The 16063-nt window shown below is 57.4% G+C and carries 14 protein-coding genes; all 14 read left to right on the forward strand.

Features of this window, described 5'->3' with window-relative positions:
- The first annotated feature begins 278 nt into the window (after positions 1–278).
- Positions 279–851: a hypothetical protein gene (locus tag FJ398_17545; GenBank protein MBM3839734.1), complete on the forward strand. Its 573-nt coding sequence runs from the start codon at positions 279–281 to the stop codon at positions 849–851.
- Positions 852–1076: 225 nt separating this feature from the next.
- Positions 1077–2018 carry an NAD(P)-dependent oxidoreductase gene (locus FJ398_17550; protein ID MBM3839735.1) on the forward strand — a complete coding sequence of 314 codons (942 nt, stop codon included), beginning with the start codon at positions 1077–1079 and terminating at the stop codon, positions 2016–2018.
- 19 nt (positions 2019–2037) lie between these two features.
- Positions 2038–2784 carry a galactokinase gene (locus FJ398_17555; protein MBM3839736.1) on the forward strand — a complete coding sequence of 249 codons (747 nt, stop codon included), beginning with the start codon at positions 2038–2040 and terminating at the stop codon, positions 2782–2784.
- Positions 2785–2856: 72 nt separating this feature from the next.
- On the forward strand, positions 2857–3951 hold the full coding sequence (locus tag FJ398_17560; GenBank protein ID MBM3839737.1) for a kinase: 1095 nt from the start codon (positions 2857–2859) through the stop codon (positions 3949–3951).
- Positions 3952–3970: 19 nt separating this feature from the next.
- Positions 3971–4870: a transketolase gene (locus FJ398_17565; GenBank protein ID MBM3839738.1), complete on the forward strand. Its 900-nt coding sequence runs from the start codon at positions 3971–3973 to the stop codon at positions 4868–4870.
- Between the two features lie 23 nt (positions 4871–4893).
- Positions 4894–5871: a 1-deoxy-D-xylulose-5-phosphate synthase gene (locus FJ398_17570; GenBank protein ID MBM3839739.1), complete on the forward strand. Its 978-nt coding sequence runs from the start codon at positions 4894–4896 to the stop codon at positions 5869–5871.
- Positions 5872–5883: 12 nt separating this feature from the next.
- A complete protein-coding gene (locus FJ398_17575) occupies positions 5884–6876 on the forward strand; it encodes a hydroxyacid dehydrogenase (GenBank protein MBM3839740.1) in 993 nt (330 codons plus the stop codon).
- Positions 6877–7360: 484 nt separating this feature from the next.
- Positions 7361–8458 carry a CDP-4-keto-6-deoxy-D-glucose-3-dehydrase gene (locus FJ398_17580; GenBank protein MBM3839741.1) on the forward strand — a complete coding sequence of 366 codons (1098 nt, stop codon included), beginning with the start codon at positions 7361–7363 and terminating at the stop codon, positions 8456–8458.
- Positions 8459–8707: 249 nt separating this feature from the next.
- Complete coding sequence (locus FJ398_17585) at positions 8708–10237, forward strand: radical SAM protein (protein ID MBM3839742.1); 1530 nt, start codon at positions 8708–8710, stop codon at positions 10235–10237.
- Between the two features lie 115 nt (positions 10238–10352).
- The gene (locus FJ398_17590; protein MBM3839743.1) at positions 10353–13157 is read left to right on the forward strand and encodes a tetratricopeptide repeat protein; all 2805 of its coding nucleotides are present in this window, start codon (positions 10353–10355) and stop codon (positions 13155–13157) included.
- A gap of 4 nt (positions 13158–13161) precedes the next feature.
- Positions 13162–13842 carry a hypothetical protein gene (locus FJ398_17595; protein ID MBM3839744.1) on the forward strand — a complete coding sequence of 227 codons (681 nt, stop codon included), beginning with the start codon at positions 13162–13164 and terminating at the stop codon, positions 13840–13842.
- Positions 13843–13866: 24 nt separating this feature from the next.
- Complete coding sequence (locus tag FJ398_17600) at positions 13867–14424, forward strand: NUDIX hydrolase (protein MBM3839745.1); 558 nt, start codon at positions 13867–13869, stop codon at positions 14422–14424.
- Between the two features lie 426 nt (positions 14425–14850).
- A complete protein-coding gene (locus tag FJ398_17605; GenBank protein ID MBM3839746.1) occupies positions 14851–15483 on the forward strand; it encodes a hypothetical protein in 633 nt (210 codons plus the stop codon).
- Positions 15484–15773: 290 nt separating this feature from the next.
- A complete protein-coding gene (locus FJ398_17610; protein MBM3839747.1) occupies positions 15774–15962 on the forward strand; it encodes a hypothetical protein in 189 nt (62 codons plus the stop codon).
- The last annotated feature ends 101 nt before the right edge of the window (positions 15963–16063 follow it).

The raw sequence follows: 16063 nt of genomic DNA on the forward strand, positions 1-16063 counted from the left end.
TCACAGTCCGATCGCACACTTTACAACCAGGAATTCCTCCAACTGCAGGACTACATTCGAGTCACCGCCAGCAAAGAGTTCAACTCGGTTTCGTTGTTTTCCGCCACGACCTTTTCAGTGACGATCGGATTTCGGGGGACGCAGCGCTTCGGGGCAAGCGCTGGAAGAAGACCGGCCTGGCTCGCGCGATTGAGTTTTTCGGTTCACCAGGCACGCCCTTTCAATTAGAATGAGATGAGAATGGTCAAAAACCTGATTTCGATTCGAGCACCGTCAGGGTGCGGCAGCTTTGCCCGGATTCTGTGAAGTCTGACAACAAGCCGGAGAATTGGTTCTGCGTTCGCAGCACGGTGGGTTACGAGGGCCGTGCCTCTGACCTGCTTGCTCGTTTGTCCGCGCCGCTTCATGGCTCGATCGGCCCGCTCCAGGTTTTCTGTCCCCAAATCCGGAAGTTGATGCCGGTCGGCGGCAAGAAACGCACGGTATTGAGCGCTTTGTTTCCCGGTTATTTCTTTGCTCGGTTTGGCCTCGCCCAGGCTGGCCGCTTCGTCGCCAGCCGCCCGGGAATCATCGGATTGGTCCGGTTTGGCGACCAACCAACACCGGTGCCCGATTGCGTAATCGAGGAAATGCAGAGCACGGACTTTGTCACGGCGGCCGAATCGGCCCTGTCGCCGTACAATTTTGTTCCGGGCCAGAGACTCCTGATCCGTGAGGGGCCGTTTGCTGGCATGGAAGCGGAGTATGTGGCCAGCCTGAACGATGGACAGCGCGCGTTGCTGTTGCTCGAATACTTGCACCGCCGCGTCAATGTCGTGGCGAAATCCGCCATCCTCGAATCCGCAGCGTAAAGAACCGTTTTCTTCCGCGGTCGGGCACGCTTTCCCCTCCAGGTTTCGTCGATCGGCGAGCGGCTCCCACCGATTTAACGATTGAACCTTCTAACGATGTAACGACATTCGGTCTCTGCTTCCCATGTTGGCTTCCAACTGCAGTGGCATCTGGGTTGCTCAACTGAAATCTCCGGCGCCACGGCGGAAAATCCGCCACGCCTGCAGGCACGTACGGACAGTTTTATGCCATCTCAGAAGGTATTAATTACCGGTGTGGCCGGGTATCTCGGCTCCATCATCGCCGAACATCTGCTTCGAAAGGGTTACTCCGTCACCGGTCTGGACAATCTAACGTACGGCGAAGCGGCGCTCTTCCATCTCTGCGCAGATCCCAACTTCGAATTTGTGTATGGCGACGCGAGGGACAAGTCCGCCCTGTTGCCCTTGATCAAGAAGGCCGATGTCATCCTGCCCCTGGCCGCGATCGTCGGCGCCGGCGCGTGCGATCGCGACCGTTGCCTGACTGAATCGGTCAATGTCGATGCGATTCAACTGATGAATCGCTTGCGCAGCGGCAGCCAGCTCGTGGTTTTCCCCATGACCAACAGCGGGTACGGGACGAAGACGGGCGACGTGCATTGCACCGAGGAAACGCCGCTCGATCCGATTTCATTGTACGGAAAAACGAAAGTGGAAGCCGAGAAAATCGTCCTGGACAGCGCCAACGCCATCTCCCTGCGATTGGCGACGGTCTTTGGGTTGTCTCCCCGGATGCGGCTGGACCTCCTGGTCAACCATTTTGTCTATGCGGCGGTCACCGACGGCTACCTGGTCATCTTCGAAAAGGATTTCAAACGAAACTATGTCCACATCCGGGACGTGGCCGACTGCTTCTTGCACTGCATCGATTACGCCGACCGGATGGCGGGACGGCCTTACAATGTGGGGCTGGACCACGCCAATCTGTCGAAAGAGGAGCTGGCGTTGAAAGTCCGGGAGTACGTTCCCAAGTTTTACATTCATTTCGCGACCGTTGGGACCGATCCCGATCAGCGCAATTACATCGTCTCGAATCAGCGGCTGCGCGAGGCTGGATTCGAGGCGCGACGTTCCATCGACTCAGGCATCCAGGAATTGCTGAAGGGCTATCGTCTCCTGGGAAGACCGCGATTCAAAAACATTTAGATTCTGAAATCCGGAACACGTGAGCGCGACTTGTCTTCTTTCTGAAATCACCGTGGCCATCCTCGCCGGCGGGCTGGGGACGCGGCTGCGTTCCGTGGTCGGGGAACAACCCAAGGTGCTGGCAGAAGTTAATGGCCAACCATTCCTCGCTCTGTTGCTGAGGCATCTCGAGAACTTCGGGTTCAGGCGGGTCGTGTTGTGCACAGGCTACAAGGCTGAAGAGGTGGAGTGTGCCATCGGGCGCAGATTCGGCGAATTGTCGATCGTCTATTCCAAAGAACGCGCCCCATTGGGAACCGGCGGAGCCTTGAGGCAGGCGCTTCCCTTTTTGCCGTCCGAGCGAATTCTGGCGCTGAATGGAGACTCTTTTTGCGAGGTTGATTTGGAAGGTTTGTCTGCCTCGCACGCGGCTCGCAACGCCAGCGCAAGCCTGGTGCTGGCCTGGGTCGATGACCGATCCCGCTTCGGACAAGTTCAGCTCGGCGAGAGCGGCCAAATCACTGCCTTCGCAGAGAAAAGCAGCGCGGGCGGCGGGGGCTGGATCAACGCCGGCATTTATCTCATCGAACGCAAACTGATCCAGTTGCTTCCCGCCAACATGACGCTTTCGCTCGAACGCGAGGCCTTGCCAATGTGGCTTGCGCAAGGCGTGTGCGGATTCAAGACCCGGGGCCGTTTCCTGGACATTGGCACTCCGGAGTCCTATGCGCGGGCTCAGGTTGAGTCCTTTCTGGAGTTCCGGAACCCCGAAGCAGTCCTCGCTTGATCGGGTTTGCATGAGAACGAACGACCAAAATCCCAGACCGCGCGGAACCTGCGTTCTGCGCCTGGAGCGACTATGATCATCACTCGAACGCCCTATCGCATCTCCTTGTTCGGCGGCGGCACCGATTACCCGGCGTGGTACCGCGAGCATGGGGGCGCGGTGCTGGCGACCACCATCGACAAATACTGCTATCTGACTTGCCGATTCCTGCCTCCGTTTTTCGAGCATCGAATCCGCGTGGTTTATTCCAAGATCGAAAGCTGCAACGAAATCGATGAAATCCAGCATCCGGCGGTTCGCGAGGCGTTGCGCTATTTGAAGTTCAATCGCGGCGTCGAAATCCACCACGACGGCGATTTGCCCGCGCGCAGCGGCATGGGGTCGAGTTCGGCTTTCACCGTCGGCTTGCTGAACGCTCTGTATGCCGTTCGAGGTCAGATGGTGTCCAAGCAGGTTCTGGCCCGGGAAGGCATTCACCTGGAGCAGGAAATCCTTAAAGAGGCCGTCGGCTCGCAGGATCAAGTCTCGGCAGCCTATGGTGGATTCAATCACATTCTGTTTTCAAACTCCGGCGAGATTTCGGTTCGGCCAGTGGTCTTGCCGCCCGAACGCTTGCAGCACCTGACTTCGCACTTGATGCTCTTTTATACGGGGATCAAGCGGACCGCGGCTAAAGTGGTGGAGACGTACCTCACGGCGTTTGAATCCAAACGCCGACACCTCCGTATCCTTCGCGACATGGTCGATGAAGCGCTGTCGATCTTGTGCGGCAACGGCCATCTCGCGCAATTCGGAGAATTGTTGCACGAGTCCTGGCTCTCCAAGCGTTCGCTCGGCGACAAGATTTCCAATTCCGAAATCGACGAAATCTACGCCGCCGCCCGGTCCGAAGGCGCGATCGGCGGAAAGATCACCGGCGCAGGCGGTGGCGGATTTCTGTTGTTATTTGTCCCGCCCGAACGCCAACCCAGGGTGCGGGAGAAACTGGACCGGCTGCTGCACGTTCCCTTCGCGTTTGAAGGCTCCGGCAGCCAGGTCATCTTCTTCGACCCTGAGGAGGATTATGCCGCGCTGGAAGCGGACAAGAAGATCCGTTGCCTGGCGTCGTTCCGCGAACTGGAGGAGATGGAGGCGGCGCCTCCAATGAAAATGGCTCAAGCTTTTTGACCCGAAACTATCATGAGTAATGAGTACTATGGTCGCGCCTGCTGAAACCAACCTTGGGACTGCTCCGGATCGAGTTGCCTCCCAATCTAACTTGGACGTCTCTGCGCTAATCGAACGATCGGCCTGGCTCCGCAAGGAACTCTTCCGAATGGTGATTCGAACCAAGAAGGGGCATGTCCCGTCTTCGTTTTCGTGCGCTGAAATCCTGATCGCTCTTTTCTACGGCGGAATCCTTCGGTATCAGAAGGGCCGCCCGTCCGACCCGCTCCGGGATCGGATCATCGTCAGCAAAGGACACGCAGCGATGGCGCTGTATCCCATCCTGGCGGACGTTGGATTTGTGCCGGCGACCGAGCTGGAGAATTTCACACGCAAGGATTGTTTGCTTCGGATGTATGCGGATCCGAGCATTCCGGGCATCGATTCCATTTCCGGTTCCCTGGGCCACGGTCTGGGTATCGGCGCGGGAATGGCGCTGGCGGCAAAGCAAGATGGCCGCGACCAACGCGCCTTCGTCATTGTGGGGGACGGCGAATGCTACGAAGGCTCGGTTTGGGAGAGCGCAGTCTTTGCCAGCCACCAGCAACTCGGCAACTTGGTCGGCATCGTGGATCGCAATCGCCTGGCGATCATGGGGCCGACCGAGAATCTCCTCCAATTGGATTCGCTCGAAGAAAAATTCCGGAGCTTCGGCTGGGCGACCGTCTCGATCAATGGCCACTCCTATCGCGAAATCCTCGGCGCGCTGGGGCGCATCGGCCAGACCGGCGGACGTCCGCTGGCCATCATCGCCAACACGGTCAAAGGCAAAGGCATCTCCTTCATGGAAAACCGAAGCGAATGGCACAATCGAATGCCCGACGCGGCCCAGCAGGAGCAGGCCTGGCGCGATCTCGAAACGAATGTCATCACGGACTGACTATGGCATCGAAACACAAACTCATGCGGGACGTCCTCATCGAGGAGGTCTTCAGACAAGCTCAGCGCAATCGGAATATCCTTTTCATGAGCGCGGACCTCGGCGCTCAGGCCTTGGATGACTTTCGCGACAAACTGCCCGCCCAATTCGTTTATCCAGGCATTTGCGAACAAAACATGATCGACGTGGCCGCGGGCCTGGCCAGGTCCGGCAAGACCGTGTTCACCTACGCGATGGCCAGCTTCATCACGGCCCGCTGTTTCGAGCAACTCAAGTGCAGTCTGGCCGCGATGCAACAGCCAGTCACGGTGATTTCCGTGGGCGTGGGCCTGGGCTACGATGACGCCGGCCCCACGCATTACACGACGGAGGACATCGCTTGCATGCGCACCCTCTCCGGCATGGAAATCTGGACGCCGGCGGACGAAGAATCGACGCTCGAAATCACGCGCCTCTGTTGCGAGCGTCCCGCCCTGCGTTATTTGCGGCTGGAGCGGCCCGCTTTGCCGGCAATCTATCAAGGCACGTTTACTGAGAACCTGGAGGCCGGCCTTTGCGAAATTTCGACCGGCCAGGATGTCTGCATCGTTTCCAGCGGTTTCATGCTGCACCGGGCTTTGCAGGTACAGCAAGAACTGCAAAAGGCCGGCGTGGACGCGGGTGTCCTGGACCTTTTCCGGATCAAGCCGTTGAACAGCGCCGCGTTGCTCTCGACCTTGCAGGGCTATTCGAAGATTGTGACCCTGGAGGAGCAGGTGCTTGCAGGCGGATTCGGGAGCGCCATCTGTGAAGCGCTCGTGGATGAGGAAGTGCAAATCCCGGTGTTGCGGCTTGGCCTTCCCGATCGTTACTTCTTCGAGAATGGCGGGCGAAATCACGTTCTCGAGAAATACGGGCTGGGCGTCGCGCGCCTCACGGAGCGAATCCGGGAATTTGCGCTAAATACCGTTCCATTCTCCGACGCTGATTCGCTCGAACGCGCCTCGGTCATCGCCCTTTAACTTCGCGCCTCCATGAAAACCCCGCTCATCAAAGTCACTTCGCCGTCGTTCTGCAAAAACGAAGTTCTGACGCGCGAGCTCTCGGCGCGCGCCTTCCAGATCGTTCTCAATACGCGAGGCGACCGCCTGCACGGCCAGTCGTTGCGAGATTTTCTGGCAGATGCCGATGGCGCGATCATTGGCCTCGAGAAAATCGATGCGCCGTTGCTCGCTGCCTGCCCGCGGTTGCAGATTATTTCCAAGTACGGCGTGGGCCTGGACAACGTGGACCAAGAGGCCTGCCGAGACCGCGGTGTTGCCGTGGGCTGGACCCCGGGAGTCAATCGGAGATCGGTCGCGGAAATGACCGTTGGCCTCATGATCGGCCTCACGCGAAACCTGTTCGTCACCTCTCAAAAACTGCGGCTGGGCGAGTGGGACAAGAACGGGGGCCGCCAATTGTCGAATCTGCGCATCGGCATCATCGGGCTGGGGAACGTGGGCCAGGAGTTGGTCCGGCTCCTCAAGCCGTTCGACTGCACCGTGTGGGCCAATGACACTGCAGATCGGGATAGTTTCTGCCGAGACGAAGGCGTCATGTTGACGACCAAGGAAGCGATTTTCAGTTCGTCGGACATCGTCACGTTGCACGTGCCTTTCACCGATGAAACACGGTTCCTGATCAACGCCGACACGCTGGACCTCATGAAACCGGACGCGTTCTTGATCAATACCTCCCGCGGCGGCGTCGTGGACCAGGAAGCGTTGAAGATGGCTTTGAAGACGCGTCGGATTGCCGGTGCGGCGATCGATGTCTATGCCCACGAACCGCCGGACGATCACGAACTGCTGGAATTGCCCAACCTCGTTTGCACCCCGCACATCGCCGGGAATTCCTGGGAAGCTGTCGTCGCCATGGGCCGCAGCGCGATCCAGCACCTGGACGCATTCTTCAACGGCGGCGCGCTGCCCAACGTCATCGCCCCGACCGAATTCGACCTGCGCTATTTGCGAAAGACCGCGTGATTCTGAACCTTCGCAGCCGGTGATGGCGTCTTCTCCTCTTCCCATGAACCCGTCTTCCGGACCGTGGCCTTTAGGCCGCTTCAACGCTGGACTCCGGAGAGTGCGCGGAAGCAGCCTAAAGGCTGCGGTCCGCGCGGTTTTCGGTTCATCTAAAGCACAATCAGGAGAATCAGTTGCGGGGGGGGTGGCACAGGCTCTCGACCGATCACCGACTTAATGATTTAACCCTTTTCACCTTGTAACGACTTTGGGTGCCTCTATGAGCCTCACCGCTGACCTTGCTCCCGTTCGCCAGGCCAATCTCAACTGGCCCCTGATGCACAATAACATCACGCGGGATGATCTCGACGCGTTGATCGAATACCTCCAGGGCGACGATCCAATCCTGACGCAGTCTGCCCAGGTGCGCGCCTTCGAGCAGGAATGGTCCGAATGGTTGGGCGTCAAATACAGCGTGTTCGTCAACTCCGGATCCTCCGCGAACATGGTGACCATGGCCGCGCTGCGCGAGAGAATTCTCCGACACAATTCGCGCATTGAACCCCTGAACGATCCCCTCTCTCTGTCCCTCTCCCCCTCGGAGTGGGAGAGGGTGTCCGCAGGACGGGTGAGAGGGCCGTTCGTGGAGAACCGGGATGTGGGCGAAATCATCGTGCCCACGTTGACCTGGGTTTCAGACATCGCCTCGGTTCTGCATTGCGGGTTCAAGCCCGTGTTCGTCGATATCAACCCGCGCACGCTGGGCATGGACTCCGGAGAAATCCTGAAAAGGATTACGCCGAGCACGCGGGCTGTGTTCTTGACGCACATCCTGGGCTACAACGCGCTCGAACAAGAATTGATCGACGAACTCAAACATCGCGGAGTTCCGCTGATTGAGGATGTCTGTGAATCGCACGGCGCGACGTTCCAGGGGCGCAAACTGGGAACGTTCGGATTGATGTCGAATTTCTCGTTCTATTACGCCCATCACATGAGCACGATCGAGGGCGGCATGGTGTGCACGAACGATCCGGAGCTTTACGAGACGGCGCGCATGATTCGCTCGCATGGGATGGTTCGCGAAAGCACGTCCGAATCGGTCAAACAATCTTACAAGCGGCGCCATCCGGATCTGAATCCGGATTTCATCTTTGCCTTTCCCGCTTACAACTTCCGCAGCACGGAGCTGAACGCCGTCATCGGCCGCAACCAGCTCCAACGCCTCGACGAAAACAATCAGAAACGGACGCGGAACCTGCAGGTCTTTTTGGAGAATCTAGACCCGGTCAAGTATCAAATCGACTTCGCCGTCGAAGGAAGCTGTAACTACGCGTTCACGTTGATTCTGCGCGAGCCGGATGACGAACTCCGCGACCGCATCATGGTGTCCTTGCGCAAGCACGGAGTCGAGTTTCGCCGCGGCACTTCCGGCGGCGGCAACCAGCTTCGCCAGCCGTATCTCCGGCGTCTGTTCAGGGATGAATTCAAGAATTACCCGAAGGTGGACCATGTTCACTTCTACGGTTTTTACATCGGGAATTATCCGGATCTGGAGCCGGAGAAAATCCTGGCGGTTTGCGAGTTGTTGAACTCGTTGTGACGCTGTGATGGTGAACTGATCCTCTCCCCACTCCTCCGTCGCGGGGAGAGCAAGAATGAGGTGCGTGGTGGAAACTCTCAGCAATTCTCAATTTGACTTCGGTAGGGCGAGCCTGTCCCCAGCGAGCCGCTTCCAACGTGTTCCCAAGACGTCGGCCGCGGCTCGCCGGGACGGACTCGCCTTACCGCGGAAACGACGATTTAGACAGGTAATGATAGCGGGCAACTCTGCGCTACGCGTGACGCGAGCATGAACATGAAAAGGCAACTCGACGTCCTCTTCGTCAACGCGGACTCCTCCGCAACGGCCTACCAGGACTTGAGCAAAGATTACTCGGCGATCGAGACGCCGACCTGGAGCCTGCTCCTGGCCCAAAGTTGCCGGGCCAAAGGCTTCGAGGTCGCGATTCTGGATTGCGGCGCGGAACGGCTGGCCAATCCGGACGCCGTCCGGCGCGTGCGCGAGGCGAATCCGCGGCTGGTCTGTTTTGTGGTTTACGGGCAGAACCCCAACTCCGGAACGACCAACATGATCGGCGCCACCGCGCTGGCCCAGGATCTGAAAGCGGCGTTTCCGGAGTACCTCACGTGTTTTGTTGGCTCCCACGTCAGCGCTTTGCCGAAGGAAGTGCTGGCTCAGCCTTGCGTGGACATTGTCCTGCTCAACGAGGGAGTCTATGCCCTGCACAATCTCTTGCGGGCGGATTTGAAAAACGATCTGCCGAAAGTGCGCGGCATCGGCCACAAAACCTCCGGAGCGCCCGAGTTGAACCCGCCGGAGCGAGTCGTTCCCCAGGAACTAATGGACCAGGATTTGCCCGGTTACGCGTGGGATTTGCTGCCGTATCGGAGCAAGCCGCTCGACTTGTATCGCGCGCACTTCTGGCACGCGGAGTTTAGTCACAATTTGCGAACCCCGTTCGCTGCGATCTACACTTCGCTCGGCTGCCGGTTCAAGTGCGACTTCTGCATGATCAACATCCTGAATCGGACGGACAATGCCGACGGAGTCGTGTCGGCGAATTCCTCCGTCATGCGCTACTGGTCCGCCGATCTGATGCTTGAGGAATTCGACAAACTGCACGAGATGGGCGTCGAAACGATCCGGATTTCGGATGAGATGTTCTTTCTGGACCAACGGCATTTCGAGCCGTTGCTGAACGGGTTGGCCGAGCGGGGTTACAACTCGCGGATGTGGTCGTATTCGCGCGTCGATACGGTGCGGCCGAAATATCTGGAACTTTTCCGCAAGGCCGGAATTCGGTGGTTTTGTCTCGGGATCGAGGCGGCGAACCAAACGATCCGGCGCGAGGTTTCCAAGGGCACCTTCCAGGAAGTCAATATTCGCCAGGTGTGCCAGACGGTGCGGGACTCCGGGATCAACATCATCGCGAATTACATCTTCGGTTTCCCCGACGACACGTTGGAGACGATGCAGCAGACGCTCGACCTGGCCATCGAGTTGAACACGGAGATGGCCAACATGTATGCCTGCCAGGCGCTGCCCGGCAGCCCGCTCTACAACACCGCGAGAGCGAACGGCTGGAAGCTGCCGGACTCCTACGCCGGCTACGCCTTTCTCTCCTACGATTGTCTGCCGCTGCCGACGAAGCACTTGTCAGCGACGCAGGTGCTGAAATTCCGCGACGAAGCCTGGCCGAAGTATTTCACGAACCCCGCATACTTGAGCCTGGTCGAACGCAAGTTCGGTCCGGCGCAACGCCAGAACGTCGAGGATCTGGCCAAGATCAAACTCCGGCGCAAATTGCTCGGGGATTGAATAGAACGTAGGGCGGGCTTCCAGCCTACCCAAAAGAGATGGAGAGATCATGGCTAGGTGCCTGCCCGACTTTTGACTGGATCGGTGAACCCAAAAACCTGCTCAAACCGGAACTATGAAGACTTCGGAAGCTGTAATCGACTCGTTCCAAACCCAGACCAATATCCACCTGCACGCAGCAACCGACTGCCAAAACCAGGGCAAAGAGGAGGAGGCTCTTGCTCATCTTCAGGAAGCGTGTGAGCTGAGCGGAGAGAATCCGGAGATTGTCCGAAGCCTGGGCAGGCATCTTTTGCGTCTGGGAAGATATGGCCAAGCACGGAAACGATTCGAGCAACTCGCGCGCATCCTTCCGAATGACCCTTCTGCTCACTTGGGCGTGGCGCTAGCATGTCAAAAATGTGGCCCGCCCGAGCAGTTCGAACAAGCCTTGGCTAACACCCTCTCTCTCGATCCTCAAAACACGCAAGCCCTAAAACTTGAGGCGGATCTTCACTTTAGCCGAGGCGAACTGAAGGCGGCTCTGGACGGCTATCTGAAGATTCTTCCACAGAACCCCGATGATCTGGATGTTCTCCGTGCGCTCGCCGCGACACTTCTCAGAGGTGGTGAAAAGCGCATTGCTTCTGACGTGTACCAAAAGATTCTCCGGATTTGTCCGTCCGACTCGCTGGCGAGGCAGAATTTGAGCCTGCTCACCGGCGAAGCGAACAACAAACCGTCACGTGATAATGGAAATAGATCTGCTGCAATTCAAAACGGAACCCCAACCGTCCCATCTGCCGAGAGCACGGCCTTATGGTCTCAGACTCCTCCCGAGCTTGGCGACAACCGGGCATTCCCGGAGATTTCGCCTTGCTCAAGTCTGCAGCCAGCGTTGTCCTTCATGGCCGGACTCGGATTGTATCGGGAAGGAAGTCGTGAAGCCGCGATCGACGAGAGCTGGAAGGTCGTTCGCACCCTGTCGAAGGTCGAGAATTCTGAAGTGGCCTCGATGATTGGTCAGCCGGTGCTGAGGATCACAAGTGCCCTCTTGATGGAGTGCGGAAGGTTCGAGGAAGTCGTTGCTCTGTCCGAAGCGGGTTTGGGCCGCTTCTGCGAGGTTGCGCCGTCGGTGGATTACCTGCTCGCTTTGGCGCTGACGAAACTTCAGCGCCCCGCGGAGGCCATCGTCCGCCTGCGCCGCCTGATGTCTCGACTCAACCAATCCGGGTCATTTGAGTCGGGCATTCAGTCGCAAATCACGGCGAACCAAGTTGAGCATCTCTTGGCATCGAACGAGGCATGCGTGCACGACTTCGCATCAGCCGAGAAGACGTTTCGATGCATTGCCCAGCGCGATCCGACATCCCTCCCGGCACGCAGGGGGTTGGCCAGGGTGGCTGCAGCCAAGGGAGATATGGACCAGGCAGCGCGCTTGCTCGGCGAAACTCTGGAAGCGAATCCCTGGGACATCACGACCTGGAGAACAGGCCTGAACATTGCCGAAAGCCCCGGCGGTACGCTCGCTGACGACGCGGACCTACCACCTGTCCCAGTTCAAGAAATCTCGCCTCAGGATTGGGAGGACCTTTGCTTCGGGGCAGTGGCGGAACTGCTTCAGGAGGGACGAAACGCAGACGCGCTTAAGTTGATTGAGACGAATTTCGACAAAGAACACGCTGCCTACCGTGCTGTTCAATTATTGATTTCCTATAAGAGAGGGAGCGAAGACTTCAACAAACAGCTCTTTCGTGTTCAGGCTACGTCGGACCACCAAACAAGGGCCATCGACGGTGCGCTCCGCAAACTGAGACGGTCTGGCTCTGCGCCGGTGATCGACGCAATACTCAGAGGCCTCAGCGCGCGGGAAGCCGATCCGCGAAGCTCTGTCCCTGAATCTGCCGAACCATCGACGGTGGGCGTTGGCCGCCCGCAGGGGATTTCTTCAGAGTTCCTGCGAAGTCGGATCATTCATGATGACATTGCCCCCGACATCCAGGAGTTTTTCCGGAAGAGTGGAAACACGGAGCGAGCTCCCAAGATCGGAACCAAAGATGCACTGGCGGCCGGAATCGCCCGCTTGGTGAACAGGCACTTCGACTTCAAAGCGAACGCTCTAAACGCGCGTGCCAAGCGTGATCTGAAGAGAGAGGGGATCAGCCGCCTGGGCCGAGTATTTTCCGACGCCGAAGTGGGAGAAATCGTTGGCTACTTCCGAGCGCTTCCGGTTTACAGTAGTCACGTTTGGGCGCAGAGCGATGGAGTGCCCCGCTATCTTCATCAAGACGCCAAGCAACACCGATTTGGCAGCTATAAACAGTTGGAGATTCTGAACGCGCCGTACCTCCTGGAGGCCGCTCTAAGTCCAAAGATTCTAAATATTGCCGAAGAGTATCTTGGTTGTGCGCCTTTGCTTTTTTCGATCAACGCCTGGTGGAATTTCGGAGGGTTTCACAAGAGCGTCGGCCTGACCCAGGATTTCCATCGAGACCTGGATGACTATAAATTCCTTTCCTTTTTCATCTTTCTCACGGATGTAGGAGAAAACGGAGGGCAGCATACTTTCATTCGAGGAACCCACACCAAAGAAGCCTTATTTGACCACGTCCGCGACCGCGCGCTGGTTGAGTCCGTTTTTTCCGACGGGGATTATGGCAAGCCCAACTTTGCTGCTAACGCGGAGCGATTGGTTGGATTGATGGAGGACTTTCGCGGGGAGGCAGGGCAAGGATTCATCGCGGATACTTACGGCTTGCACCGCGGCGTTCCTTCTGAGCGCGATCGATTCGTCTGTTGGTGCCGATACGGGCTCCATAAGAACTATGCTTACGAATACGATCAAACTTGTCGGATCCCGACTTCACAACTGAATCGAAAGTTCATCCTGTCGGACAAGACGCGATTCATGACGAGTTTAATCCTCGACGACCAAAAGTAAGCCAATGATTAATAGTGTCGCCCGTGCCATTATAGAGATTTTCCAATCGGAAGTCTTTGTCGAGACTGGCATTCTTGATGGGGAGACGGCTCGAATTGTCAGGCGGTGGTTCAAGGAGTTGCCTCTTTTTGAGGTGGACGTTGAAAAAACCTGCTGCGACAAGGTTCGTCGCCTGTTGGACGGTGACTCAAAGGCGCAGGTCGTCATTTCCGATTCCGTGAAGTTTCTCAGAGAAAACCTCGCTGTTCTTGCTCAGAAAAAGAATCCCTTCTTCTACCTCGACGCGCATTGGGGTGGACCAAACCCCGATTCAGAATCCGATGTGGCTCCGGATCGCGCTCAAACGGTCTGGAACCAGGGCGCCAAAGCACGGAATACTTATTGGCCGTTGCGGGATGAAATCTCAACAGTCACAGGGATTGAGAAGTGTGTCGTGGCAATCGACGACTTCAAAACGCCCGGCAAGTGGTACGGCTTCGATCAATACGGTGTGAACGAATGCAGTGTCGAGTACATTCAAGACTTGATCGAGCATCGAACGGACTGCGTATTTTACGCCGCCAATTGCAATGTGGACGGTCGCGGCTGCGGGTTTGTGTTCCCGGGGTATCGGGAAAATCATTTGGACTGCTTGCTTGCGGGATTGCCTCTGATCAAGCAAAGGCTAAAATCCATCTCAACTTGAGGAAGAGTTAGAATTGCCACAACGATGCGCAACACATCCTGGCACGTTCTCAGCACGCGATTGATCTATGCGGCCAAACCCTGGGTCGAACTGAGTGTCCAGACAGTCCGTCTGCCGGACGGACGAGTGGTGGACGATTACCACCAGATTCGGCTGCCGGAATATTGCGTGGTCTATGCCGAGACCGCGAAGGGGCAGATTATTGCCGCTCGTCAATACCGCCATGGCGTGCGCGGCGAATGCATCACTTTGCCTGCGGGATTGATCGAAGAGGGCGAGAGGCCGTTGGAAGCCATGCAGCGCGAACTGCTCGAAGAAACGGGCTACACCGCGGACGATTGGATTTCGCTTGGAAGCTACGTGCCGCATTCCAACTACGGCTGTGGCAAGGCCCATTTGTTCTCAGCCCGAAACGCCTGCAAAGTCAAGGAACCGTGTTCCGGCGATTTGGAGGAGTCGGAAGTGCTGTTGTTCACGCGCGACGAATTGTTCCAGGCGATCATGGAAGGTCGGATCGCTTCGCTGAACATGATCGCTGCGGTCTCACTGGCGACAAATCCGAACTTCAGAGGGAGCGAATGATCGTCGTGTTCCAGATTCCAAGTTCAATCCTGCGAAGAGAACTCCGTGACCAGCGGTTGAGTTTGAACAGGGACAACAGAAAACGGGTGCGATTAAGAGCATCGGTCAGCGACTCCGATTGTCGTCCCTCTCTCCTCGCGAGGGACGAGTGGGGAGAGAGATGGAGAGAGGGGTTTCTTCAAAACATAGACCCGATCCAACGCACCTCCTCTCCCCGGCCCTCCTCCCTTCGGGCCCTCTCCTCCCTTCAGGAAGAGAGGGAAAAGACTTCGTTGACCGACAGTTTTAATCGCACCCACAGAAAACGGAGGATGGCGGTGTTCTCAAGCGCAGTATCCACCTCCCAACTTGACCTGATGGGGCCGTGCCGTGCGTGCCGTGGTAGCAGCTTGCCAGCCTGCGTCCCAGTTCGTAGGCTTGGTAAGAATGGTAACCGAAGAACGTGTCATCAATCTGGAAGCGACCCTGGCCAGGTTCATGGAACAAAGTTCCGTGGTCCTTGCGGCGATTCATGAGGACATCGCTGAAATCCGGGCCAGCAACGCTCGAACGGACCGTCAATTACTGGAAATGCAACAACAAGCTGAGCGGGATCGGCACCAAGCTGAGCAGGATCGCAAAGATTTCAACAAACGGCTTGCCGAGCTTTCCGACAGTATGGGCACGCTTATTGAGGACATGGTGGCGCCGTGCGGATTTCGATTGGCTCAGGCCATTTTCGCCACCGAAGAAGCGCATATCTGCGGAATCCGAATCAAACGCAAACACCCGTCTCATCCCGGTGAAATGATGGAATTGGATTTATTGGCGGTTGGGCCAACCAAAACCTTGATTGTCGAGGTCAAGCGGCGGATGGACGCGGAGAAGGCGGCGCAAATGCATTCCAAAGCCGCCCGGTTTTCGGAGTTCTTCCCGGAGTATTCCGGTCGGACGGTGCTCTTCGCCGCGGCGAGTGTCTATCTCGAACCCTCGGTGATCCCGTTTCTCAACCGGGAACGGATTTACGGCATCGCCATGGGTGAAGAAACGATGCAGGTCGTCAACCTCGGCCAGTTCTGATTTCTGGAGGAGGCTGACGCTCTCTCCAGGGGCCTGCTCTTGGCCTTCGCTCCCGGGACGGCCCAGTGCCCCTAACCCTGGACGCTGGACGACCCACTCCGGCACACGCATTGCTTTCAGCACTTTCTGCCGTATCCAACGCCTCGTAGGGAGGAAGGAATGGCCAGAACAGAACGAATGCGGAAAATTTTGCCTGGTTCTGTGAGGGAACCGGGGTGCGGTAGCTTTGTTTCGTTGTTGAGCGACCCGATTAGTCGAGATTGAACAAGCCCGCAGTTTTGGGTCCCGGCATGATTACTTTTGACCAGGCATTGATCGAACCGCCTCCTCCTCCGCTGATCCATTACATTGAAAGTGACGGCAAGCCGATGGGCGAGAACGACCAACAACGGAACTGGATTGTCAGAAACACGGAGTCGAAGAATACTACGTCATCGACCCTGAATCCGGCGCGGTGGAGGGCTGGCAGCGTGGGCTGACTGAGTTCCAATCGATCTCAAAGCTGAACGGCTGGCGGAGTCCCAGGCTGGGCATCAGTGTCCATTTGGAAGACGAACGACTGCAAATCCGGTATCCGGAC

Source organism: Verrucomicrobiota bacterium, assembly GCA_016871535.1.
Lineage (GTDB): Bacteria > Verrucomicrobiota > Verrucomicrobiia > Limisphaerales > SIBE01 > VHCZ01.